The sequence below is a fragment of the Microbacterium sp. STF-2 genome, assembly GCF_034650155.1.
GTDB lineage: Bacteria > Actinomycetota > Actinomycetes > Actinomycetales > Microbacteriaceae > Microbacterium > Microbacterium maritypicum_A.
In genome coordinates, this window is sequence record NZ_JARKMW010000002.1 from 857,992 (window position 1) to 881,828 (window position 23,837).

Sequence of the window (23,837 nt, forward strand, 5' to 3'; positions counted from 1 at the left end):
AGGATGCCTTTCGGATGCGCGGGTCAGGCCCGGGGGATCTCTGCGAGCGCGATCGTCTCGGTCTGACTGCTGGGTGCCCGGCGCGGCCTTCGTTTGACCCTCACCTGATCGAACACCATCACCGCGATCAGGATCACCCCCTGCGCGATCGCGTACTCGTAGGCCGAGAGCCGGATCGCCGTGAAGCCGGACTGCACGACCTGCAGCACGAGCGTCGCGAGGACCACTCCGGTGATGGTCGCGAACCCGCCGGTGGGGTTCGTGCCGCCGAGCACCGCGATCACGATCACGAGCAGCACGTACGACGTGCCGTAGTCGGCGCTCGCCGTCGGGTTGCGGGAGAGGAACACCAGACCCGCGATGCCGCCGAGCACACCCGTCGTCACGTACGTGCCGTAGAGCACGCTCGTGCTGCGGATGCCGGAGTACATCGCGGCCGTCGAGTTCGCCCCCTGCAGCTGTGTGCGTCGTCCGAACGGCGTACGCGTGATCAGCACCCCGATCAGAACAGCGACCACGAGGAATTCGAGGAACAGAAGAGGGATGCCGCCGACCGTCGCCTGCCCGACCGTGGAGAGCACCGCCGGGGCGCCGTAGAGCGTGGTGCCCCCGGTCCAGACGATCGCGATGCCGTTGAAGATCTGCATCGTGGCCAGCGTCGCGAGGATAGGCGTGATGCCTACCGTCGCGATCAGGAAGCCGTTGACGGCTCCCGCGAGCGCGCCGACCAGGACGCCGACCAGGGCGATGAGGCCGCCCATCGACTCGGCGGTCGCCGGATCGCTGCTGGCGATCGCCGTGAACATCGTGCTGACGGTGATCGCCGAGAGGTTCGCGATCGCCACCAGTGACAGATCGATCCCTCCGGTGAGCATGGCGAGCGCCATGGCGATGGCGAGGATGCCGACCTCGGGCGAGGCGACCATCATGTTCTGCAGGTTGATCGGATTGAGGAAGACCCTCGGGCTCAGGATCGCGAACAGTCCGAACGCGAGTGCGAACAGCACCAGCATCCGGCCGACGCCACGATTCACGTGGATACGGCCGAGCAATGACCGCACCGACCGATCGACCTGGTCGTTCATCCGGGCGAACTGCCCGGGAGGGGCCGTCTGAGGCATGGTCACTCCTTCACCGTGTCGAGGACGAACGTCCGACGAGAGGCGCGGCGGGCCATGACGGCCTGGATCCCCACGCCGATCACCAGCAGGAACCCGACGGCGGCACGCTGCCAGGCCGTGGGCACGCCCATCAGGATGAGACTGTTGTTGATGATCTGCACCAGCAGCACGCCGAGCACGGTGCCGGTGACGGTGCCGCGTCCGCCGAAGATCGAGGCCCCGCCGAGCACGACCGCGGCGATCACGTCGAGCTCGGTGCCGACCAGGTCTTGCGGGTTGGCGCTGCGCCCGAGCACGACGTGGATGAGTCCGCCGATCGCGGCGACCGCCCCGACGAGCACGTAGAGCATGATCTGCAGGCGCACGACCGGGAAGCCGGCCCGTCGCGCCCCCTCCAGGTCGCCGCCCATGGCGTAGATGCCGCGGCCGAACATCGTGCGGCGCAGAACGAACGCGGCACCGATCACGAGCAGCACGACCGGCACGATCAGCATCGGCAGATAGGCGCGGGTCGACTCGATCGAGATGAGGTTCGCCGTCGACAGCCAGGAGATGCCATCCGGCAGCTCGGCGATGTACTTGGAGCCGATGTACGCGAGCAGCACGCCCTTGAAGATGCCCTGCGTCGCGAGAGTCACGATCAGGGTGGGGAGCCGGAACCGGGCGATCACGATGCCGTTGACGAACCCGAGGGCGCCACCGATCACGATCGCGAACGCGAGGATGCCGATCAGTCCGAAGTCGAGGGTTCCGCCCTGGGCGAGTGACACGGTCGTGTAGGCGGCGAAGATGCCGATGGCCGCGAACGACACATCGATGCCGCCGGAGATGATCACGAAGAGCACCGCGAGCGCGAAGACCATCGGCACCAGAGTGGAGCGCAGGATGGAGAACAGCGTGTGCACGCTGAAGAAGGCGGGGTTCACGGCGCACATCACGATCACCAGGACGAGGATGATGCTCGCGAGCACGAGCTCGTTCGACATGCGTCCGATGCGGGGAAGGCGGATGCGGGCGTCAGTGGCGCTCACGCGGCCATCACCTCCTGGATTCGAGGCGCGGCGATCTCGTCGCCGGCCAGTCGTGAGACGATCTCGCCGCGGCGCACCACGAGCACGCGGTTGCAGAGCGAGACGAGTTCGGGCACGTCGTCGGAGATCATGATCACGCCCATCCCGTCGTTCGCTGCCTCGCGGAGGATCTGCAGGATCTCTTCCTTCGACCCCACGTCGACACCGACCGTCGGTCCGTTCAGGATCAGCACCCGCGGCTTGGTCGCGAGCCACTTGGCCAGTACGACGCGCTGCGCATTGCCGCCGGACAGCGATCGCACGGGCGCCTCGACGCTCGGCGCCTTGATGCGCAGGCGCGAGAACAGTCGGGAGATGGTCTCGGCGGTGCGCTTTCGACTCAGCAGCACCTTGCCGACCGCGTGCTCGCTCAGGGAGCCCGCGATGATGTTGTCGGAGATCGACTTGTCGAGGAACAGGCCCTGGGTGAGCCGGTCCTCCGGCACGTATCCGATGCCCGCGTCGACGGATGCCCGGATGCTGCCTGGTCGCACGGCGCGGCCGCCGACGGTGACGGTTCCGGACTGTGGAGTGAGCAGGCCGAACAGCGCATCGGCGATCTCACCACGGCCCGAGCCGAGCAATCCGGTGAGGCCGAGGATCTCGCCCGGCTGCAGGTCGAAGGAGACATCCGTGAAGGCGCCAGGCAGATCGAGGTGCTCCACACGCAGCAGCGGCTCAGCCTCCTCGTCGACCTCGACGACGACGCGCGAGTCATCCACCGCACGGCCGGTCATGGCATGGGTGAGGGAGGCCACGTCGAACTCGTCGGCCGGACCGTTCGCGACCAGGCGCCCTGAACGCAGCACCGTGATGTCCTGCGACACCTGCAATACCTCGTCGAGCTTGTGGCTGACGAACACCAGGGCGACGCCGCGTTGCTGCAGTCGGCGCACGAGAGTGAAGAGCCGCTCGACCTCGGAGTGGGTGAGAGCCGTGGTCGGCTCATCCATGAAAATGACCCTGGCATCCTGCACGAGCGCCCGGCAGATCGCGGTGAGCTGCCGGTCGGCAACCGAGAGCCGTTCGACATCGGTGTCGAGGTCGAGGGTGAGCCCCAGCTCCTCGACGATGCGCTGCGCCTCGGGACGCCGCTTCTTCGAGCTGTAGAGCTTGCGCCGCGCGGCGATCGCGGCCGGGAGCACGATGTTCTCGGCCACGGTCAGGTTGGGGAAGAGCGAGAAGTCTTGGTAGATGACCTGGATGCCGGCGCGCAGGGCCTGCGTCGGCGAGAGATGGGTGAGCGGTTCGCCATCGAGCAGGATCTCCCCCGCCTCCGGCTTCTCGACCCCGCTGATGATCTTGATGAGCGTGGATTTGCCGCATCCGTTCTCGCCGGCCAGGCAGTGCACCCGCCCGGGGTAGAGGGTGATCGCGACGTCGTCGAGTGCGACGACCCCACCGAACACCTTCCGCACCCCTGTGACCTCGAGAACGGGCCTGGGCTCGGGTGCGTGCCCCGCCTCGGGCGCCGGCTGCGCCTGTTCTGCGTTCATGTTCTTCCTCCGGGGCGGGGCCGCACGCTGGCGACCCCGCCCTGAGTCGTGGTGGACGTCGGGTCAGAAGTCGTAGTCGTCGACGTTGTCCTTGTCGACGATGACGGCGGCGTCACCCACGTAGACGTTGTCGAAGCCGTCGAGCTTCTTCAGCGAGTTGTAGCCTTCGATGCCGAGGTCGGTGCCGTCGGTGATCTTCTCGCCGTCGACGAGCAGCTGCGCGATCTTGAGCTGCGCCTTGCCGGCCATCGCCGGGTCCCAGAAGAAGATCTTGTCGATCGAGCCGTCGACGATGTACTTCTTCGCCACGGACGGGATGCTGGTGCCCATCACGCAGACCTGATCCTCCAGACCGGCCTCCTGCACGGCGCGGGCGATACCGGCGACGTCGGTGCCGGCCGACCCCTGGAAGCCCTTGATGTCGGGGTACTTCGCGAGCAGCTCCTTCGCCCGCTGATAGGCGACGTTCTCGTCTTCCTTGCTCTCGACCGGCTCCTCGACACGTGTCAGGTCGGGGTACTCCGCCTGCTGCTGGTCGTAGGCGCCGCCCACCCAGTCCATGTGGGTCTTGGCCGTGAGGCCTCCGACGAAGGAGACGTACTGTCCCGAGTCGCCCATGCACTCGGCGAGGTTGTCCATGATCTTCGCGCCATAGGCCCGGTTGTCGAACGCCTCGATGTCGATGTCGGCGTTCTTGATGCCTGCAGCCTCGTGGGCGACGACGATGATCCCCTGGTCCCTGGCCTGCTTGAGCACGGACTCCAGCGCCTCTGGCGAGTTGGGGACGACCGTGATCGCGGCGGGCGACTGGGCGATCAGGTCCTGGATGATCTGGATCTGCTTCTCGGGGCTGGCGTCGTCCGCACCCTCCTGGCGGGCGTCGATCCCGGTTTCCTCGGCGAACTCCTTGACGCCGACCTCCATACGGTCGAACCAGCCGACACCCGAGATCTTGACTACGGTGACCATCGCGCCGTCTTCCGCGCTTCCGCCGGTATCGCCACCACCGGTGGTGCCGCCGACCTGACCGCAGCCGGCGAGGGCGAGCATCGCCACGGCACCGAATCCGACACCTGCAAGCAACTTCGTCTTACGCATGTTCCACTCCTTCGTGTGTGAACCAGTGTTAGTTTCCACCACCCCCACGGAGGAATGGGAAGAAATCTCATCGCTGTGGAACAGTAAAACGTGATCCCGCCGGTTGTCAATGCGAAATCTCACACCCGTTGCGCAACCGTTGCGCAACGGCGAGACCGAAGGAACGACGCAGCTAGAGCGCGGGAACGGCTTCGATCTGCACACCGGCCGCACGCAGGCCGACGAGCGCGGGATGGTCCACCGCTCCGTCGGTGACCAGCAGGTCGACCTCGCCGGGACCCGCGACATTCGTCAGGTGCACCCGGCCGAGCTTCGACGCGTCGGCGACGACGATGACGCGGTCACAGGCTTCGATCGCCGCGCGCTTCACCGCTCCCTCCTCGTTGCTGTAGTCGGAGAGACCGCGCTTGCCATCGACGCCGGAGACGCCCATGACGTAGACGTCGCAGTTGTAGCGCTTGAAGGCCTCGATCGACTCGGCTCCGACCAGGCTGAGTTCGCCGGGACGCACCCTCCCGCCGGTGACGAGGATCGTGGTGTTCGGCTCGTCATGGAGCTCGAGCGCGACGAGGATGCTCGGCGTGACGACCGTGAGTCCGAGGCCTTTGCCGACGATGGCCCTGGCCACCGCGAGGGCGGTGCTGCCACTGTCGAGGACGACGGTCTCGCCGTGATTGAGATGGGCGACGGCCGCTGCCGCGATATTGATCTTCTCGCGTGCGCCCATCAACGCCCGAGAGTTGAATCCGGGCTCCACCGCCGTCCCGTGGGCGGCGATCACACCACCGGTAACCCGGCGCACGCTGCCGCGCTCCTCGAGGAGTTCCAGGTCGCGCCGAATGGTCATCTCGGAGACGTCGAACTCCAGCGCGAGGGCCTTGAACTCGGCCTCCCCATCAGAGAGGACCCGCTGTTCGATCAGCGCGCGGCGCTCATGGGCTTCCATCCCGACCTCCTCGTGTGGCAGATCCCACCTTAGGCGACACGCTTGTGTGAATGAGTAACTTGTGCTTTGCTCATCGTGAATCTTTCACAGAGTTTGTGATCCATTCCGAAGAAACGAGGAAAGACATGCCCAACTGGCTCCCCGAGGTGTTCGGCACGCAGAAGCCGATCGTGGCGATGCTGCATCTGGCCCCGCTCCCCGGCGACCCCGGCTACGACACCGCGGCCGGAATGGCCGCGATCGTGAATCGCGCCAAGGGCGAGCTCGACGCGCTGCAGAGCGGCGGCGTCGATGCCGTGCTCATCTCCAACGAATTCAGCCTCCCGTACCTCACGAAGACCGAGCCGATCACCGCGATCAGCATGGCTCGCATCATCGGCGCGCTGCAGGGCGACCTCGCCGTGCCTTTCGGCGTGAACGTGCTCTGGGACGGCCGCGCCTCCATCGATCTCGCCACCGCCACCGATGCGGCGTTCGTTCGTGAGATCTTCACCGGCGTCTACGCCAGCGACTTCGGCCTCTGGAACACGAACGTCGGTGAGGTCGCGCGCCACCGACACCGCATCGGCGCATCGAACGTGAAGCTGCTGTTCAACATCGTGCCGGAGTCGGCGGCCTACCTCGCCGAGCGCGACCTCGGGTCCATCGCCCGCTCCACGGTGTTCGCGACCAACCCCGATGCCCTCTGCGTCTCCGGGCTCACCGCCGGCGCCCCCACTGACACGCAGTCGCTGGCCATCGTGAAGGAGAACGCCGGAGACGTGCCGGTATTCGTCAACACCGGAGTGCGCGCCTCCAACGTCGCCGACCAGCTGGCAGTGGCCGACGGGGCCGTCGTGGGCACCTATTTCAAGCACGACGGCAGGTTCGAGAACCGCGCCGACCGCGCACGGGTGGAAGAGCTCATGGGTGCTGCGAAGGCGTTCCGGTCGCAGCTGGCCTGACACGCGACCGCCGGCCACACGGAGCCGCCCCGCGATCCTGGTGACCGCGGGGCGGCTCCGTGTGCCTCAGGCGCGTCCCGTGCGGCTGCGCTAGGGACGCACCGGCAGCACGTCGCTCAAGTCGGCGCGCGTGCCCGAAGCATGGATGCGTCCGCCGTCTGCGGCATCCGCCCATCGCTCCGTGCCGGTGGACACGGCGATCCAGGTCGCCGCATCCATCTCCACCACGTTCGGCGGCGTGCCACGGGTGTGTCGAGGACCCTGGATGACCTGCACCGCACCGAAGGGAGGCACTCGCACTTCCACGCTGTTGCCCGGCGCCTTCTCGTCGAGCAGCTGCAGCAGATAGCGCACGGCGGTGGCGAGATCGGTGCGCTGCGGCTTCACGCCCGAGGCATCCGCGGAGCGGACGGCATCGAGAGCCGCGCGTCCGTCGACGATGTCGATCTTCCTGGCCATCTCTCCAGACTACGACCGACCGCGTGCGACGAGTCCTATGCTCGGACGCATGAGCATGCATCCCCAGGGCGCCCGCGCCGAGCTGCTCGCGGCAGTCGCCGACCATTCGTGGGGCGTGCGGATCCCGCCACTCGCCGACCCGCAGAGCGCGCACGACGCGGCTGTGCTCATCCTGTTCGGCGTGCTCGATCGCATCCCCGCCCCCACGACCGACGCGGCCGTCGCCCGTGACCTCGACGTGCTGCTGCAGCGACGCGCGCCCACCCTCTCGTCCCACCCCGGTCAGGTCTCATTCCCCGGTGGACGCGTGGAGCCGGACGATGCCGACGTCGTCGCCACGGCGCTGCGCGAAGCCGAGGAGGAGACCGGGCTCGATCCGGCGGGAGTCGAGATCCTGGCCACGCTGCCGGAGATCCCGCTCGCCGCGAGCAACCATCTCGTCACGCCCGTCCTGGCATGGTGGCAGTCGCCGTCGCGGGTCGTGGCGGTCGATCACGCCGAGACGGTCGAGGTGTTCCGGGTTCCCGTCGCGCAACTGCTCGCCCCCGAGACCCGGTTCACCTCGACGATCACCCGCATGGGGCACACGTTCCGGGGCCCGGCGTTCGACGTCGACGGCACGATCGTCTGGGGCTTCACCGCGATGGTGCTCGATGCGCTCTTCGACGCGGCCGGCTGGACCGTGACCTGGGATGCTGCCGTCGAACGGACCGTCGACCTCTGAGCCCCACCGAAACCCGGAGCGCGACCCTCGGTAGTCTGGACGGGTGAAGATTCTCGTCCTCGGTTCCGGTGCCCGTGAGCACGCGATCATCCTCGCCCTGCGGGCTGAGCAGACGGAGCACGAGATCTTCGTGGCTCCCGGCAACGCCGGCATGGCACAGGATGCGAGCCCCGTCTCGCTCGATCCGCTGGACGGCGGCGCAGTCACCGCGTTCGCGCATGAGCACGCGATCGACCTCGTCGTGGTGGGCCCCGAAGCTCCGCTCGTCGCCGGAGTCGCGGATGCCCTGCGCGTCCGCGGCATCCCGGTGTTCGGACCGGGCAAGGCCGCAGCGCAGCTGGAGGGCTCGAAGTCGTTCGCGAAGCGGGTCATGGATGCCGCCGGCGTGCCCACCGGCCGTGCCGTGCGCGCCGCCACCACGGCAGAGGTCGAGAACGCGTTCGACGATCTCGGCGCTCCTTACGTCGTGAAGGCCGACGGTCTGGCTGCGGGCAAGGGCGTCATCGTCACGTCCGACCGCGCCGAGGCGCTCGCGCACGCCGAGCAGTATCTTCCCGCCGGCCCGGTGCTGATCGAGGAGTTCCTGTCCGGTCCCGAGGTCTCCCTGTTCTTCCTGAGCGACGGCGACACCGTGCGTGCGCTCAGCCCCGCCCAGGACTTCAAGCGCGCACTCGACGGCGACGCCGGCCCCAACACCGGTGGCATGGGTGCCTACTCGCCGCTGCCCTGGCTCACCGAGCAGTTCGGCAGCGAGCAGGCTTTCGTCGACGAGGTCACGCGCGACGTGGCACTTCCCGTGGTGCGCCAGCTCGACGCAGAGGGCACGCCGTTCATCGGACTCCTCTATGCGGGCCTGATCCTCACTCCCGCCGGCGTGCGCGTGATCGAGTTCAACGCGCGCTTCGGAGATCCGGAGACGCAGATCGTGCTCCCGCGACTGGTCACCCCGCTGTCGGACCTGCTGTTCGCCGCGGCCTCGGGAACCCTCGAGGATCAGCCGGATCCCGTTTTCAGCGACGATGTCGCCATCACGGTCGTGCTGGCCAGCGAGGGATACCCCGAGGCACCGCAGACCGGCCGCCCGATCGAGGGCCTCGCGGAAGCCGCGGCCGTCGAGGGCGTCCGCATCGTGCACGCCGCGACCGCGAGCCCGGATGCTCCCGGCGGATCGCTCATCGCGACGGGAGGCCGTGTACTGAACGTGGTGGCGGTGGCTTCCGACTTCCGCACCGCGCGCGACCGCGCGTACGAGGCGATCGCCCGCATTCATCTCGACGGCTCCCACTACCGCACCGACATCGCCGCTCGCGTCGCCGAGTAGCCCTCCGCGCCCCGCCCCTGCCCCGCCGTCCAGTCCCGCCCCCTCCGCCTAGCGCACGGGGTCTCGACGAGTGCACGGCTTCCCGACGCGGATACCCCGTTCGCTCGGCGAGTTCCCGTGCACTCGGGAGCACCACGAGCGGGGATACGTGAGGTGCGGTCGCGCGAATTCGGGCGAATGCGGGAAGGAATCCTGCCAACGTGCGGATCCGCGATTGACACGGGGGACTTTCTTCAAGAAAGTTAGCGGATGCCGCTCCGCTCCGACTGGTCCTCTGCGACCTGCCCCATCGCCCGCACCGCCGACGTGCTCGCCGACCCCTGGGTGCTGCTCATCCTGCGCGAGCTCTTCTCCGGTCGCACGCGTTTTGATCAGCTTCGTGACGCCACCGGCGCCGCCGACTCGGTGCTCTCCCGTCGCCTGACCGCGATGGGCGAGGCCGACCTCATCGCCCGCGAAGACCCCGACGATGCGCGCAGCGGCTATCGACTCACGGCCGCCGGACGCGAGACGCTCCCGATCCTGCACGCCTACGCGCGGTTCGCTCGCATCACCGACCCCGACGGGCCGTGGGGACTGACCGTGAGCTGCGGCCGCTGCGGCGATGTCTCCGACTCCGTCGACTGGTGCGCGACCTGCGCGGCACCGCTCGACGCCGGCAGCACCCGGTGGGCACGGCGCAGCATGGGCGGGGAGCCCTTCGCCCTTCTCGCCGGAGACGCGGCATGACCGCCGAATCGCTCGACGGTCCGATCGAAGAGCCCCTGACCGGACGGCAGCGCCGCTTCCACCCTGCCTGGACCGTGGCCCTGGTGGCCCTCATCGCGCTCATCGGCGCCGCCGGGTTCCGCGCCGCGCCCGGTGTGCTTATGGTGCCGCTCGAGGAGGAGTTCGGATGGAGCACGGCGGAGCTCTCGCTCGCGGTCTCGATCAACCTGCTGCTGTACGGCCTCATCGCCCCGTTCGCGGCCGCTCTCATGCAGCGCTTCGGCATCCGCGCGGTCACGGTGGTCGCACTCTTCGTCATCGGAGCGGGCGCGGCGCTGAGCGTCTTCGTGGCGACTCCCGGCCAGCTCATCCTGACCTGGGGTGTGCTGATCGGGCTCGGCACCGGATCGATGGCCCTGGTGTTCGCCGCGACCATCACCGACACCTGGTTCGCTACCCGGCGCGGGCTCGTCTCCGGCGTGCTCACCGCCGGCAGTGCGACCGGGCAACTGATCTTCCTCCCCGTGATCGCGGCTGCCGCGGAAGACGTCGGATGGCGCGGGGCCTCGCTCATCATCGCAGGCGGCGCCCTCGCCGTCGCGCCCCTCGTCTGGATCTTCCTGCGCAACAGACCGAGCGACCTCGGGGTCGCCCGGTACGGCGAGACCACGCCCGTCATGGCGGCGGATCCCGTTCCGCGGGGCACGGCGGCTCCTCGGGGCACGGCGTGGGGTGCGGCGAAACTCGCGATCTCCACCCTGAGGGAGGCCGCTCGCACCAAGACCTTCTGGGCACTGGCGATCGGCTTCGCGATCTGCGGAGCGACGACCAACGGACTGATCGGCACACACTTCATCCCGAGCGCGCACGACCATGGGATGGCGACGACGACCGCGGCCGGGCTGCTGGCCGTGGTGGGCGTCTTCGACATCGTCGGCACCGTGTTCTCCGGCTGGCTCACCGACCGGGTGAACCCGCGCATCCTGCTCGCCGCCTACTACGCGCTGCGCGGAGTGAGCCTGCTGTTCCTGCCGAGCCTGCTCTCGGCCGAGGTGCAACCCAGCATCATCGTGTTCATCGTGATCTACGGGCTCGACTGGGTCGCGACCGTGCCACCGACGATCGCGCTCTGCCGTGAGGTCTTCGGAGACAAGGGCCCTCTCGTGTTCGGCTGGGTGTTCGCGGCTCACCAGATCGGCGCCGGCATCGCCTCGGTCCTCGCCGGGATCGTGCGCGACCACACCGGCCAGTACACGTTCGCCTGGTTCGCCGCCGCCGGACTGTGCGCGGTCGCCGCCCTCGTCAGCGCGACCATCCGCCGCCACCCCTTATCCGTTCGCGAGTAGCTCACCCCATCCCGCACCGCCCCACGTCGCCCCGCATTCCACCGAGTGCACGGGAAGCTACCGAATGCACGGCTTCTCAACGCAAACTTCCCGTGCACTCGGCGAGTACACGGGAAGTCGACGCGGATGTCCGCGACGCGGATGTGCGCCAGGCTCAGAGCACCTTGGAGAGGAAGTCCTTCAGGCGTTCGTTCTTGGGCGAGCCGAAGAGCTCGGCGGGCGGGGCCTCCTCGACCACGACACCGCCGTCCATGAAGACCGTGCGGCCGGAGACCTCGCGCGCGAAGCCCATCTCGTGCGTCACCAGCACCATGGTCATGCCGCCGGACGCCAGGTCGCGGATGACCTGCAGCACCTCACCGACCATCTCGGGATCGAGCGCGCTCGTGGCCTCATCGAACAGCATGATCTCGGGGTCCATCGCGAGCGCACGCGCGATCGCCACGCGCTGCTTCTGACCACCGGACAGGGATGCGGGCTTCGCATCGGCCTTCTCCGAGAGACCGACCCGCTCCAGGAGCGACAGCGCCCGCTCACGGGCATCGGCCTTCGTCATCTTCCCGCACTCCACCGGCGCGAGGGTGATGTTCTCGAGCACCGTCATGTGCGGGAACAGGTTGAAGTGCTGGAACACCATGCCGATGCGCTGGCGCACCTCGTCGAGCTTCACGCTCTTGTCGGTCAGGTCGACGCCGTCGATGATGACGTGCCCCGACGTGGGCTCCTCGAGCTTGTTGAGGCAGCGCAGCAGCGTGGACTTGCCCGACCCCGACGGACCGATGACCGCGACGACCTCGCCGTCTTCCACCGAGAGGTTGATGCCCTTGAGCACCTCGTTGTCTCCGAACGACTTGTGCAGGTCCTGCACCACGATCTTGCTCATGCGTTGAACGTCCTCTCCAGGCGGTTCGCGAGCAGCGTCAGCAGCGTGATCACGACGAAGTAGATGATGGCGACGATCGTCAGCACCTGCGCCGACAGGTACGTCGAGGCGATGATCTGGCGAGAGACGAACGTCAGTTCCGCCAGGCCGATCACACTGATCAGCGAGGTGTCCTTCAGCGTGATGATGCCCTGGTTGACGAACGACGGGATCATGATGCGGAACGCCTGCGGGAGCACGACCTTCTGCATGGTCTTCCAGTGGCCGAGACCCAGCGAGCGCGAGGCCTCGTTCTGTCCGGGATCGACCGCCTGGATGCCTCCGCGGATGATCTCGGTCATGTACGCGCCCGTGTTGAGCGAGAGCGTGATCGCTCCGGCGACGAACGGGTTGAACGTGAGGCCAGGGAACAGCTGCGGGATCGCGAAGAACACGAAGAACGCCTGGATGAGGATCGGCGTCCCGCGGAACACGTAGACGTAGGCCGTCGCGATCCAGCGGAACGGTGCGAACTTCGAGACCCGGCCGAAGCCGAAGATGAGCCCGAGGATGAAGGCGGCCACGATGGCGACGATCGTCGCGAGGATCGTGAGCCACAGGCCTTCCATGAGCGCGGGCCAGTACTGCACCGCGACCGAGATGATGTCGGTCGGCTGCGACGATTCCTCGCCGCCCGCCAGGTACGTGTCGACGATCTTGTCGTACTCGCCCGAAGACTTGAGGTTCGCGAGTCCGGCGTTGAACATCTCGATCAGTTCGGGGTTCTGCCCCTTGTTCACCGCGAAGCCGTACTCGCCGCCGAGCTCGGGCTCACCGATCAGGCGGAAGCCGGAACCCTGCTGGATGCCGTAGGCCAGCACCGGGAAGTCCTCGAAGTAGCCGACCGCCTGGCCGGCCTTCACAGCGTCGACCATGTCGGTCGTGTCCTGGTACGGGGTGACCTTGAAGCCGTACTCGTCCTTGTTCTCGTCGGCGAAGGTCTGCCCCTGCGTGCCGGTCTTCACGGCCACGGCCTTGCCGTCGAGGTCATCGAGCGACTGGATGTCGCTCGACTCGAGAACGCCCAGCTGGATGCCGCTGGTGAAGTAGGGCTCGCTGAAGTCGAAGGTCTTCTGTCGCTCCTCGGTGATCGACATGCCGGCCATGACCGCGTCGACCTGGTTCGACTGCAGCGCCTGCACCGCGGCGTCGAATCCGAGCTGGCGGATCTCGACCTCGAAGCCCTGGTCCTTCGCGATCGCGCGGAGCAGGTCCATGTCGATGCCGACGAGGTTGCCGTCCTTGTCGGTGAACTCGAACGGCGCGAAGGTCGTGTCGGTGCCGATGACGTACTTGTCGCCGTCGCTCGCGGCGGTGGCGGGGGCGGCTCCGGCGAGGAGCGCTCCGACGGCGACGAAGGCGACGAGCGCGGCCGCACCGGCGGTGCGCATCGATCGGCGCAGGCGGCCCGCCGCGGCGGATGGATTTCGGATCACGACGTGTGCTCCTCGGGTCGACAGCAGCGACCGGACGACCGCCGAGGATCTACCCTAGCTCGCGGCGAGTCGGGTCCCCGAAATATCGATCCAGTACCGGCGCACGCGGGGCCGCCCGGCCTCCGGCGCATCGATCACGTCTTCGAGCTCGCCACCGGCGCCCTCGATGGTGCGGATGGACCCGATGTTGTCGTCATCGCAGGTGAGCATCACGCGTTCGTACCCCTCCACCTTCGCCTGGCGGAGAATCTGCCGCATCGCCTCGCGCACGATCCCTTCGCGGCGACGGGAAGGGATCACCGAATAGCCGATGTGGCCACCGAAGCGACGCAGGTAGTCGTTGAGCTCGCGGCGGAAGGAGAGGAAGCCGACCACCTGGTCCCCCTCGGTGATCCAGTAGTAATCGCAGGGCACGTGGCCCTCCGGGAGAACCGCACCGGGTGTGGCGTACAGCTCTGCGCGCTCGACGAACTCCTCGAAAGCGGCCCGGTCGGGCACGAAACCCTTCTCGAGACCGCCCCCGTCGACGTGTCCGCCCTCGAACTCGCCCACTGCGGCGGCCCAGGATTCGAAGAGGTCGGTGGTCGGTCGAGAGAGTGCGATCGTCATCGCCCGATGACACCAGAAAGGGGCCGTGTCCGCAAACCGACGGACACGACCCCTCCCCGGGTTCGACTACTCGGCCCGCACGGCCGCGGGTGCCGCCGCCTCCGTCTTGTCGTAACGACCGAGGAACAGCGAGGCGATCAGGGCGACCGCCATGACGCACGCCGGCAGCAGGATCGACTGCGACATCCCCGCCGCAAACCCTTCGGCCACCTGGGGCGGCAGCGATCCGCCGGTCGAGATGCCCGCCGGGGCGTCGGCGAGGCCCGGGAGGTTCGCCTCGAGACGCGACTGCATGAACGCGGCGATGGATGCCGAGCCGATCACCGACCCGATGGTCCTGGTCGTGTTGTAGATGCCGGCGCCCGCCCCCGCCTGACGCGGCGGCAGCTTGCGCGTCGCCGTGGTGGCGAGCGGACCCCACATGCCGGCGTTGCCGATGCCCATCAGCGCAGAGGGAAGCAGGAACATCCAGATCGGGGTGTCCATGTTGATCAGTGCCGAGTACCAGACCAGCGCTCCGGCGACGCAGAGCAGGCCGGGGATGAGGATGATGCGCGGATCGACCCGGTCGAGCAACTTGCCCGCGGCCGGGGCGAGCACCCCCGAGAGCACCGCCATCGGGATCAGGAGCAGTGCCGCTTCGGTGGGCGTGAGTCCGCGTGCGGTCTGCAGGAAGAACATCATCGGCAGCGACATGCTCGTCACCGTGAAGCCGACGGCGGCGATCGCCACGTTCGCGCCCGAGAAGTTGCGGTCGCGGAACAGGTCGAGCGGCACCAGCGGCTCGCTGCGGGTCTTGGCCTGCTGGAAGATGAACAGCCCGAGCACCACGAGGCCGACGATGATCAGGCTCCATACCGAGATCGGCCCCCAGATCACACCCCAGTCGTACTTCTCGCCCTCCTGGAGTCCGAACACGATGAGGAACAGCGCCACGGCGCTCAGCACCACACCCACGATGTCGAACCGGTGCGGATGCGTCGCGAGCTTGGGCACCAGACGCCAGGCGAGCACGAAGGCGACGATGCCGACCGGGATGTTCACGAAGAAGATCCACTCCCAGCCGAAGCCGTCGACGAGCAGACCGCCCACGAGGGGGCCGACGAGAGTCGCGACGCCAGCGGTCGCCCCCCAGAGACCCATCGCGGCGCCGCGGCGCTCGGGCGGGAAGGTGCGGGTGATCACGGCCATGGTCTGCGGCGTCATGAACGCCGCTCCGAGACCCTGCACCGCGCGGGCGACGATCAGGCCCTCGAGTGTGGTCGACAGTCCGCACCACAGCGACGCGAGGGTGAAGACCGCGAGGCCGATCAGGTAGATGTTCTTCGGGCCGAAGCGGTCACCGAGACGTCCGGTGATCAGCAGCGGCACCGCATAGGCGAGCAGGTAGGCGCTCGTGACCCACACGACGTTGTCGAGATTGTTCGTGTTCGGGTCGAGCGCCGCCTTGATGGCCGGGTTCGCGACCGACACGATCGTGGTGTCGACGAGGATCATGAAGAAGCCGATGACCAGCGCCCAGAGGGCGGGCCAGGGGCTCGTGGGCTTGTGCCCCACGGAATAGGTGCCGGTCGACGGACCGGATGTCGAGGGCGTGGACACCGGGGGGCGGTCTCCGTCGCGAGGGGTATCTGTCATTGCTGTGCGGCCTTTCGCTGAGCGCGGTAGCGGTCTGAGTTCTGGAATGCCGTGGGACCCCACGGCAGGACTTCGGTCTGGAGGCGGTCCAGGAGGGTGTCGAGCCAGCGCAGCTCGGCGTCCAGCAGTGCCTCCTGACGCTCGATCTCGACGAGCACCTGCTCGGGCACGCTCTTCTCCCTGGCCGTCCGCAGGCCGTCGCGGTGCCGCGCGTGATCGCCGACGAGCGCCACCCGCCGCTTCTGCAGGAGGTCGATCACCTCCGGCCTCTCGAGGTTGTGGGCCTCGGCGAGCGCGATGCGGAAGTCGGCGGGTCGGTCGATGCGGGGCAGCTCGCGCCGCACCCACGTGACGACCGCGTCACGTCCGGCATCCGTCAGGGAGTAGGTCGTGCGCTCCGGACGATTGCCCTCGCGGTCGATGCCGAGCTCATCGATCAGCCCGGCACGATGCAGCCGGGACACCGTGTGGTAGAGCGTCCCGTTGGTGATCGTGATCAGGCGATCATCGTGGCGGGCCCGCATGAGCCGCACCATCTCGTAGGGGTGCATGTCGCCCTCGCGCAGCAGCGCGAGCACCATCACCCCCATGGGGGTGAGTCGGTCGACGGCATCCTTCTTCATGTCCCCACCTCGAATAGTCCATGTGGACTATACGCCCCCCAACGGACACCGACAAGACCGACATCCGCGGTCCCTCAGCTGATCAGCCCAGAGCGGCCGCGAGCTGCGTCGCGGTGAGGGGTCGGTCCGCGTAGACGAGCCGCATCACCGCAGGATCGGGGTTGCCGACATCCGGCGCGCGATGCACGAGGTGGAGGCCCAGCTTCTCCGCGACGTGCGCCGACGCCCGGTTGTGCTCCACGAGATAGGCGATGACCGGTCGATCGGGGTCGACGAGCCGCGCGTGCTCGATGCCGGCGCGCGCCAGCTCGGTCGCATAGCCGTGCCCGTGCTGGTCGGCCGCGATGCGGTAGCCGACGTTCCACACCTCGCCGCGAAGCAGCGTGCAGCCGCCGTTTCCGATGATCTCGCCCGTGTCGCGCAGACGTGCCACCCATGATCCGAGTCCCGCCTGCTCCCAGCTGCGGTCCCAACGCCTCATCATGTCGAGAGTCGCGGCGGGGTCGGTGTGTCGAAGGCTCGGGAAGTGCGTCCACACCCGCGGATCGTTCTGGATCGCGAAGATCGCATCGAGGTCGGCGGCCACCGCCCGCGACAGACGGAGCCGGTCGGTGAAGATGTCGTCAGCCACGCCTCCACGCTAGACACCGGCTCCGACACCCGTCGGCGCGACCCACGGACGCAGGCGATCGCGGTCGCACGGAACCGGGATAATAGGCGGGTGAGCACACCTTCAGAAGGCACGGCACAGAGCATTCCCGGCTGGCGGCACATCTACTCGGGCAAGGTCCGCGACCTGTATGCCTCGGAAGACCCGGCGGACACCCGCATCCTCGTCGTGGCCTCCGACCGCGTGAGCGCCTTCGACTTCGTGCTCTCCCCCGGCATCACCGACAAGGGCGCCCTGCTGACACGGCTGAGCCGCTGGTGGTTCGCCCAGCTCTCCAACTTCCCCAACCACATCGCCGCGGGCGAGCTGCCCGAGGCCGTCGCCGATCGCGCCATGCTCGCGCAGTCGCTCGAGATGCTGCCGATCGAGTGCGTCGTGCGCGGCTACATCACCGGTTCCGGCTGGGTCGAGTACCAGGAGAGCGGCACCGTGTGCGGCATTCCGCTCCCCGCCGGCCTGCAGAACGGCGATCGGCTGCCTGAGCCGCTGTTCACCCCGGCGTACAAGGCCCCGATGGGCGAGCACGACGAGAACATCACGTTCGAGCGCGCCGTCGAGCTCGTCGGCGCCGAGCGGGCGGCCGAACTACGCGACACCTCCCTGGCGATCTACACGGCTGCGGCCGCCATCGCTGAGGAGAAGGGCCTGATCCTCGCCGACACCAAGTTCGAGTTCGGGACGGATGCCGACGGCACCCTGCGCCTGGCCGACGAGGTGCTCACGAGCGACTCCTCCCGGTACTGGGACGCCGAGGCCTGGCGCACCGGCACCACGCCGAGCGCGCGCATGGCGAGCTTCGACAAGCAGATCGTGCGCGACTGGCTGGCCGCGAACTGGGACCAGCAGGGCGAGCCGCCGCTGCTTCCGGACGACGTGGTCGCGCGCACCGCCGACCGCTACCGCGAGCTGATCGAGCGCCTCGGCGCCTGACTCGCGACCGTCGAGGCCACTCGTCACGCAGGTCCGCGCACCGGTCCGCGGACGGATGCATGACGACCGGACAGATGCATGACCATCGGCTGCGCGCCCCTCATGCATCCTTCATCCGCTCCTGCACCTGAGCGCAGGTCGGCGCCCGCGCTCAGGAAAAACTCAGGAATCGGTAGTGTTGCTCCAGCACTCCTGCCATCCCCCGAACCTTGAGGAGCCCGCATGGCCCTGTGGAAGCTGCACGGAAACGGCCGCACGGTCGAGCCCGGTGCCGTCGTCCGTCCCGACGAGCGCCTGAACTGGCCCGCGACGATCGCGATCGGTCTCCAGCACGTCGTGGCGATGTTCGGCGCGACGTTCCTGGTGCCGATCATCACCGGGTTCCCGGTCGCCACCACGTTGCTCTTCAGCGGTGTGGGCACGATCCTGTTCCTGCTGGTCACCCGCAACAAGCTGCCCAGTTACCTGGGTTCGTCGTTCGCGTTCATCGCGCCGGTGACCGCAGCGACCGCGTCCGCGAACATGGGCACCGCCCTGGCCGGGATCGTCGCCGTCGGCGTGCTGCTGGCGATCATCGGCGTCGTGGTGCACACGGTCGGGGTGAAGTGGGTGGACCGCTTCCTGCCGCCGGTACTCGCCGGAACGATCGTCGCCCTCATCGGTTTCAACCTCGCGGGCGCAGCGCACAACAACTACGCCGCAGCGCCGGTGACCGCGACCTTCACCCTCGCCATCACCATTCTCTTCGCCGTCGTCTTCCGCGGATTCCTCGGCCGCATCTCGATCTTCCTCGGCGTCATCGCGGGGTACATCTTCGCGGCGTTCCGCGGTGAGCTCGACTTCGCAGCAGTCGAGAAGGCGGACTGGGTCGGCCTTCCGACCTTCACGTTCCCGAACTTCACCGAGCCCGGCACGCTCACGGCGCTTGCGATGTTCCTCCCGGTCGTTCTCGTTCTGATCGCCGAGAACGTCGGCCACGTCCGCGGCGTCGCGACCATGACAGGAGACGCGACGGTGAACCAGCAGACAGGCAAGGCGCTGATCGCGGACGGCGTCTCGACGACCCTCGCCGGCTTCTTCGGCGGTTCCGGCACGACGACCTACGGCGAGAACATCGGCGTGATGGCGTCCACCCGCGTGTACTCCACCGCCGCCTACTGGGTGGCGGGCACGGCCGCGATCCTGCTCAGCCTCTCCCCGAAGTTCGGCGAAGTCATCAACTCGGTGCCCGCCGGTGTGCTCGGCGGCGTGACGACGGCGCTCTACGGTCTGATCGGGGTCATCGGCATCAAGATCTGGGTCGACAACCGCGTCGACTTCTCGCGCCCGGTCAACCAGTACACGGCGGCCGTCGCGCTGATCATGGCGGTCGGCGGCTTCATGATCAAGGACGAGGCTTCCGGCTTCGAACTCGACGGCATCGTCATCGCCACGGTGGCTGCGATCCTGATCTACCACCTCGGCAACCTGATCGCGCGCCTGCGCAAGGCCGGTGCCGACGACCCGAAGCCGCTCGAGGCGGTCGGTCCGCTCGGCGGCGACCCCGAGTAGGCCGCGCCGCGCACAGACGGAGATCCCGGATGCCTCTCGTGAGGCATCCGGGATCTCTGCGTTTCGGGTGGTGCGCCAGAACGCTCAGTCGATGACCGCGAGCACCCCATCGGCGGCGACCATCGCGGACAGCTCGACCCGCTGAGACAGCGATCCGGATCTGTGGGCGGTCACCGTGGTCTCCATCTTCATGGCGTCGAGGACCGCGACCGGCTCTCCCTCCGCGACCTGGGTGCCGTCGTCGACGAGCCAGCGCACCAGCGTGCCCGGCACCGGTGCGCGCAGTTCGGTCGGGTCGGACGTGGGCGCTGCGGGCGCGGGGGCAGCCGGACGACCGAGGCCCGACAGCAGGCCGGCCGGGAGACCCAGCATCACGCGTCGGCCGTCGATCTCGACAGGGAAGCGCTGCAGTGCGGAGTCCGACATGGCCGCCGGCCGCGACTGCGTCTCCAGCTTCGGCAGCAGCGCACTCTCGATCCACTGCGTGTGCACCGCGAAGGTCGCCGTGCCGAACGCCTCCTCGTCGAGCGCCATCACGTCGAACGGGATCACCGTCGCCGGCCCCTCGACGGTCAGCTCACGCAGAGCCCGCCGCGCCCGCACGATGGCCGCATCGCGGGACTCGGCGTGCACGATCAGCTTGGCGATCATCGAGTCGAAGGCCGGATGCACGACATCGCCCTCTTCGATGCCGCTGTCCCAGCGCACGCCGGGTCCGCCGGGGATCCGCAGTCTCTCGACACGACCGGGGCTCGGCAGGAAGCCCCGCCCGGGGTCCTCGGCATTGATGCGGAACTCGAACGCGTGCCCGATGGGTGCCGGCGTCTCGACGAAGGACGGACCTTCCCCGAACGCGATGCGGAACTGCTCGCGCACCAGGTCGGTTCCGGTGACCTCCTCGGTGACCGGATGCTCCACCTGAAGCCTTGTGTTCACCTCGAGGAACGAGATGGTGCCGTCGGCCGCGAGCAGGAACTCCACGGTGCCGGCCCCGCGGTACTCCACCTCGCCGCAGATCGACCGTGCCGCGTCGTGGAAACGCGTCCGCTGTTCGACGGAGAGTCCCGGCGCCGGCGCCTCCTCGATGAGCTTCTGGTTCCGACGCTGCATCGAGCAGTCGCGGTCGCCGACCACCACGACACCGCCGCGCCCGTCGCCGAGCACCTGCACCTCGATGTGCCGCGGGCTCTCGAGGAAGCGCTCCACGAAGCACTCTCCGCGACCGAATGCCGCGATCGCCTCGCGAGTGGCCGCGTCGAAAGCCGCCGCGACCTCGGACAGCTCGCGCACCACCTTGAGCCCGCGGCCGCCACCGCCGAACGCCGCCTTGATCGCGATGGGGAGTCCGTGCTCCTCGGCGAACGCCACCGCCTCCTCAGGCCCGGCCAGCGGCTGGTCGGTACCGGCGGCGAGCGGCGCTCCGACCCGCTGCGCGATACGGCGAGCGGTCATCTTGTCGCCGAGTGCGTCGATGCTCTCGGGCGACGGCCCGATCCAGACCAGCCCGGCATCCTCGACGGCCCGTGCGAACGCGGCGCTCTCCGAGAGGAAGCCGTATCCGGGGTGCACGGCGGTCGCATCCGCCCGGCGCGCGGCGGCGAGCAGCGCCTCGATGGAAAGATACGTGTCGGCCCCCGTTGCTGCCCCCAGGCCCACGGCCTCATCGGCCAGGCGCACGTGCAGGGCGTCGGCATCCTGATCCGCATAGACCGCGACCGAGGTGTATCCGGCCTCGGCGCAGGCGCGGACGACGCGCACCGCGATCTCCCCGCGGTTGGCGATCAGGACCCTCTGCGTGGTCGGCTCGGTCGACACGGTGGTCATGAGGACTCCTTGACGGTGAAACGAAGACGCACTCCCGGAGCCAGTTGACCGGCGAGGTCGAGGCTGCGGTCCGTGAGGGCGCCGATGATGGGGTATCCCCCGGTGAGCGGATGATCCGGCAGGAACAGGACGGGCTGCCCATCGGGCGGCACCTGGACGGCCCCCGTGACAGCACCCTCGCTCGGCAGTTCGCCACCGACCGCGCGCTCCAGGGGCACCTCCCCCTGGAGCCTGATGCCGACGCGATCCGAACGCGGCGTGACGGTCCACTCCTGTCCGGTGAGGGTCGCGAGCGCGTGCCCCGTGAACCAGTCGTCCCGAGGGCCGAGCGTGATCTCGAGGTCGACGAGCTCTCCCGAGGCCGGGAGCTCGCGCGGCAGCGCATCGGGCTCGACGGGATGCGGCGCCGCGCCGCCCACCGGGACGACGGCACCCGCCACGAGCGCTTCCGGGCCGAGCCCGGCGAGGGTGTCCACCGCACGGCTGCCCAGCGCGGGCACCGCATCCAGGCCTCCTCGCACGGCGACGACGTAGCGCAGCCCGCGCTCGGGGTGACCGAGGGTCAGTTCGTCGCCATCGACGGTGGCGAAGGGCTCACCGTGCGCCACGGAACGAACGGTGCCGCCGACCTCGGTCAGGCGGAGCGCGCCGATCGCGCCGGCGACCGCGGCGACGCCGGCTCCCCGGAATCGCAGGACGGCTCCTCCGACGCTCTCGAGCACCGCGGCGTCGCGTGCATTGCCCACGGCACGGTTCGCGTCGTGCATGGCCCGGCGGTCCGCAGCCCCGGATGCCGAGACACCGAGTGCCGCATAGCCCGGGCGCCCGGCGTCCTGCACGAGCAGCTGCAGCGACGGGCGGACCACCTCGACGGCGACTCCCGCGCCGAAACCCAGACCATCTGCATCCGTCGCGGAGTGCTGCGCCGCGACGCGCGGTGCGTGCGTCGGGTCGTCTCCGTTTCGGCCCGGGTGACCGCCCTCCAGCCGAGCGGCCTCCCGCACCTGCGCGAACCGCACCGCCGTCCCGGGCGACAGCAGCGCGGGAGGGTTCCGCTCGATGTCCCACATCACGGCGTCCGTGCGTCCGATGAGCTGCCATCCGCCCGGGCTCTCGCGCGGGTAGACGCCGGTGAACTGCCCGGCGAGCGCGACCGAGCCGGCGGGCACGCGTGTGCGCGGCGACGATCGGCGCGGCACGTCGAACAGGGGATCGCTGCTCACGACGTATCCGAAGCCGGGGGCGAAACCGGAGAACGCCACCCGCCAGTCCGCGGCGAGGTGCCTGTTGACGAGTTCCTCCGCCGAGACGCCCAACAGCGATGCCGCCTCGTCGAGGTCTTCGCCGTCGTATCGCACCGGTACGGTGACCTCGCCGGTGCCCGGCGGATGCGCGGTGTCGATCTCGGTCGCGGCCAGCACCGCTGAGAGATCGGCGGCCGAGACCCGCACCGGATCGAAGCGCACGAGCACGGTGCGGGCGCCGGGGATGCGCTCGACGATGCCGGGCACGCCCTCCCACGCGAGGTTCAGGCGCATCGCCTCGTCGAGGTCGGATGCCTCGACGAGGAGAGCGTGATCGGATGCCGTGAGGATGCGCATCAGACGAGGTACTCCGCATCCGGAACATCGGTGATGAACATGTACCCGGGCGCGTGCGTGATCGCGAACGGCGGCTTCGAGGCCATGATCGCGGCCTGCGGGGTGACACCGCAGGCCCAGAAGACGGGCACTTCGCCGTCGCGCACCTCGGGAGCATCCCCGAAGTCGGGATGCGCCAGGTCGTGGATGCCGAGCGATGCCGGGTCGCCGATGTGCACCGGAGCACCGTGCACCGCGGGAGTGCGGCCGGAGATCTGCACGGCATCCGCGACGCGAGCCGCGGGGATCGGACGCATCGAGACGACCATCTCTCCGCGCAGTCGTCCGGCGGGCGCGCACGACACGGAGGTGCGGTACATGGGCACGTTCCGGCCGAGCTCCTGATGGCGGATCGGGATCCCTGCCTGTACGAGTCCGGATTCGAAGGTGAAGCTGCATCCGATGAGGAAAGCCACGAGGTCGGGATGCTCCGCCCAGGCCGCAGTCGCGTCGGCGACCTCCTCGACCAGTTCCCCGTCGCGCCAGATGCGGTACCGGCCGATGTCGGTGCGGATGTCGCTGCCGGGCGCGAGCCGTGACTCCACCGCGCCCTGCTCGATCACCTCGAGCACCGGGCACGGCTTCGGGTTCCGCTGCGCGAAGAGCAGCGTCTCGAAGGCCCAGTCGGCCGGCACCGCGATGAGGTTCGCCTGGGTCAGCCCGACCGCGACTCCGCTGGTCGGCTCGGCGTGACCGGCCCGGATCGCGGCGCGAGCAGCGCGTGCGTCGGCGAGTTGGTCGGCGGTGGCGAGAACGGTCAT

Annotated in this window: 22 protein-coding genes; 7 read left to right on the forward strand and 15 right to left on the reverse strand. The window is 68.7% G+C overall.

Going from position 1 to position 23,837, the window contains the following annotated elements; translation table 11 throughout:
• Positions 1-23 precede the first annotated feature (23 nt).
• From MicroSTF_RS17965 to MicroSTF_RS17985, 5 genes are all read right to left on the reverse strand, one after another.
• The gene (locus MicroSTF_RS17965) at positions 24-1,121 is read right to left on the reverse strand and encodes an ABC transporter permease (protein WP_322957558.1); all 1,098 of its coding nucleotides are present in this window, start codon (positions 1,119-1,121) and stop codon (positions 24-26) included.
• Between the two features lie 2 nt (positions 1,122-1,123).
• Positions 1,124-2,152, reverse strand: coding sequence for an ABC transporter permease (locus tag MicroSTF_RS17970; protein WP_231479891.1), 1,029 nt, complete (start codon positions 2,150-2,152; stop codon positions 1,124-1,126).
• Positions 2,149-3,687, reverse strand: a complete 1,539-nt coding sequence (locus MicroSTF_RS17975) for a sugar ABC transporter ATP-binding protein (protein WP_021199206.1) — start codon at positions 3,685-3,687, stop codon at positions 2,149-2,151. Before MicroSTF_RS17975 ends, MicroSTF_RS17970 begins: the two co-directional genes overlap by 4 nt.
• Before the next feature lie 63 nt (positions 3,688-3,750).
• A complete protein-coding gene (locus tag MicroSTF_RS17980; RefSeq protein WP_021199207.1) occupies positions 3,751-4,785 on the reverse strand; it encodes an autoinducer 2 ABC transporter substrate-binding protein in 1,035 nt (344 codons plus the stop codon).
• 172 nt (positions 4,786-4,957) lie between these two features.
• Positions 4,958-5,731 (reverse strand): DeoR/GlpR family DNA-binding transcription regulator, encoded by a 774-nt coding sequence (locus tag MicroSTF_RS17985; RefSeq protein ID WP_021199208.1) that lies wholly within the window; start codon positions 5,729-5,731, stop codon positions 4,958-4,960.
• Between the two features lie 125 nt (positions 5,732-5,856).
• Here MicroSTF_RS17985 and MicroSTF_RS17990 point away from each other — a divergent pair, with 125 nt between their 5' ends.
• The gene (locus tag MicroSTF_RS17990; RefSeq protein WP_021199209.1) at positions 5,857-6,675 is read left to right on the forward strand and encodes a BtpA/SgcQ family protein; all 819 of its coding nucleotides are present in this window, start codon (positions 5,857-5,859) and stop codon (positions 6,673-6,675) included.
• Between the two features lie 90 nt (positions 6,676-6,765).
• Here the strand turns inward: MicroSTF_RS17990 and MicroSTF_RS17995 are convergent, their stop codons facing one another.
• A complete protein-coding gene (locus tag MicroSTF_RS17995; protein ID WP_021199210.1) occupies positions 6,766-7,134 on the reverse strand; it encodes a sterol carrier family protein in 369 nt (122 codons plus the stop codon).
• Positions 7,135-7,183: 49 nt separating this feature from the next.
• Here MicroSTF_RS17995 and MicroSTF_RS18000 point away from each other — a divergent pair, with 49 nt between their 5' ends.
• From MicroSTF_RS18000 to MicroSTF_RS18015, 4 genes are all read left to right on the forward strand, one after another.
• Positions 7,184-7,858 carry an NUDIX hydrolase gene (locus tag MicroSTF_RS18000; RefSeq protein WP_081859751.1) on the forward strand — a complete coding sequence of 225 codons (675 nt, stop codon included), beginning with the start codon at positions 7,184-7,186 and terminating at the stop codon, positions 7,856-7,858.
• Positions 7,859-7,901: 43 nt separating this feature from the next.
• On the forward strand, positions 7,902-9,179 hold the full coding sequence (gene purD / locus MicroSTF_RS18005) for a phosphoribosylamine--glycine ligase (protein ID WP_021199212.1): 1,278 nt from the start codon (positions 7,902-7,904) through the stop codon (positions 9,177-9,179).
• A gap of 249 nt (positions 9,180-9,428) precedes the next feature.
• Positions 9,429-9,908 (forward strand): winged helix-turn-helix transcriptional regulator, encoded by a 480-nt coding sequence (locus tag MicroSTF_RS18010; RefSeq protein ID WP_167253691.1) that lies wholly within the window; start codon positions 9,429-9,431, stop codon positions 9,906-9,908.
• Positions 9,905-11,233: an MFS transporter gene (locus MicroSTF_RS18015; protein ID WP_315072874.1), complete on the forward strand. Its 1,329-nt coding sequence runs from the start codon at positions 9,905-9,907 to the stop codon at positions 11,231-11,233. Before MicroSTF_RS18010 ends, MicroSTF_RS18015 begins: the two co-directional genes overlap by 4 nt.
• Before the next feature lie 154 nt (positions 11,234-11,387).
• Here the strand turns inward: MicroSTF_RS18015 and MicroSTF_RS18020 are convergent, their stop codons facing one another.
• From MicroSTF_RS18020 to MicroSTF_RS18045, 6 genes are all read right to left on the reverse strand, one after another.
• The gene (locus MicroSTF_RS18020; RefSeq protein WP_136023658.1) at positions 11,388-12,116 is read right to left on the reverse strand and encodes an amino acid ABC transporter ATP-binding protein; all 729 of its coding nucleotides are present in this window, start codon (positions 12,114-12,116) and stop codon (positions 11,388-11,390) included.
• The gene (locus MicroSTF_RS18025) at positions 12,113-13,591 is read right to left on the reverse strand and encodes an amino acid ABC transporter substrate-binding protein/permease (RefSeq protein WP_021199216.1); all 1,479 of its coding nucleotides are present in this window, start codon (positions 13,589-13,591) and stop codon (positions 12,113-12,115) included. Before MicroSTF_RS18025 ends, MicroSTF_RS18020 begins: the two co-directional genes overlap by 4 nt.
• 54 nt (positions 13,592-13,645) lie before the next feature.
• Entirely contained in the window at positions 13,646-14,200 is a 555-nt protein-coding gene (locus MicroSTF_RS18030) for a GNAT family N-acetyltransferase (RefSeq protein ID WP_029266885.1), read from the reverse strand.
• A 66-nt stretch (positions 14,201-14,266) separates the two neighbouring features.
• Positions 14,267-15,838 carry an MFS transporter gene (locus tag MicroSTF_RS18035; RefSeq protein WP_269320247.1) on the reverse strand — a complete coding sequence of 524 codons (1,572 nt, stop codon included), beginning with the start codon at positions 15,836-15,838 and terminating at the stop codon, positions 14,267-14,269.
• Positions 15,835-16,461 (reverse strand): PadR family transcriptional regulator, encoded by a 627-nt coding sequence (locus MicroSTF_RS18040; RefSeq protein WP_315072863.1) that lies wholly within the window; start codon positions 16,459-16,461, stop codon positions 15,835-15,837. Before MicroSTF_RS18040 ends, MicroSTF_RS18035 begins: the two co-directional genes overlap by 4 nt.
• Before the next feature lie 82 nt (positions 16,462-16,543).
• On the reverse strand, positions 16,544-17,092 hold the full coding sequence (locus MicroSTF_RS18045; protein WP_315072860.1) for a GNAT family N-acetyltransferase: 549 nt from the start codon (positions 17,090-17,092) through the stop codon (positions 16,544-16,546).
• A gap of 90 nt (positions 17,093-17,182) precedes the next feature.
• On the opposite strand from MicroSTF_RS18045, the gene MicroSTF_RS18050 reads away from it, so the two are divergent.
• Together MicroSTF_RS18050 and MicroSTF_RS18055 are read left to right on the forward strand one after the other, a co-directional pair.
• The gene (locus MicroSTF_RS18050; protein WP_315072857.1) at positions 17,183-18,061 is read left to right on the forward strand and encodes a phosphoribosylaminoimidazolesuccinocarboxamide synthase; all 879 of its coding nucleotides are present in this window, start codon (positions 17,183-17,185) and stop codon (positions 18,059-18,061) included.
• A gap of 222 nt (positions 18,062-18,283) precedes the next feature.
• Entirely contained in the window at positions 18,284-19,612 is a 1,329-nt protein-coding gene (locus tag MicroSTF_RS18055) for a uracil-xanthine permease family protein (RefSeq protein ID WP_322957576.1), read from the forward strand.
• A gap of 84 nt (positions 19,613-19,696) precedes the next feature.
• On the opposite strand, the gene MicroSTF_RS18060 is transcribed toward MicroSTF_RS18055, so the two are convergent.
• From MicroSTF_RS18060 to MicroSTF_RS18070, 3 genes are read right to left on the reverse strand one after another with little or no spacing between them, the layout of a single operon-like run.
• Positions 19,697-21,436: an acetyl/propionyl/methylcrotonyl-CoA carboxylase subunit alpha gene (locus MicroSTF_RS18060; protein WP_315072854.1), complete on the reverse strand. Its 1,740-nt coding sequence runs from the start codon at positions 21,434-21,436 to the stop codon at positions 19,697-19,699.
• Positions 21,433-23,037: an urea amidolyase family protein gene (locus MicroSTF_RS18065; protein ID WP_315072852.1), complete on the reverse strand. Its 1,605-nt coding sequence runs from the start codon at positions 23,035-23,037 to the stop codon at positions 21,433-21,435. Before MicroSTF_RS18065 ends, MicroSTF_RS18060 begins: the two co-directional genes overlap by 4 nt.
• A complete protein-coding gene (locus MicroSTF_RS18070; RefSeq protein WP_322957579.1) occupies positions 23,037-23,837 on the reverse strand; it encodes a putative hydro-lyase in 801 nt (266 codons plus the stop codon). Before MicroSTF_RS18070 ends, MicroSTF_RS18065 begins: the two co-directional genes overlap by 1 nt.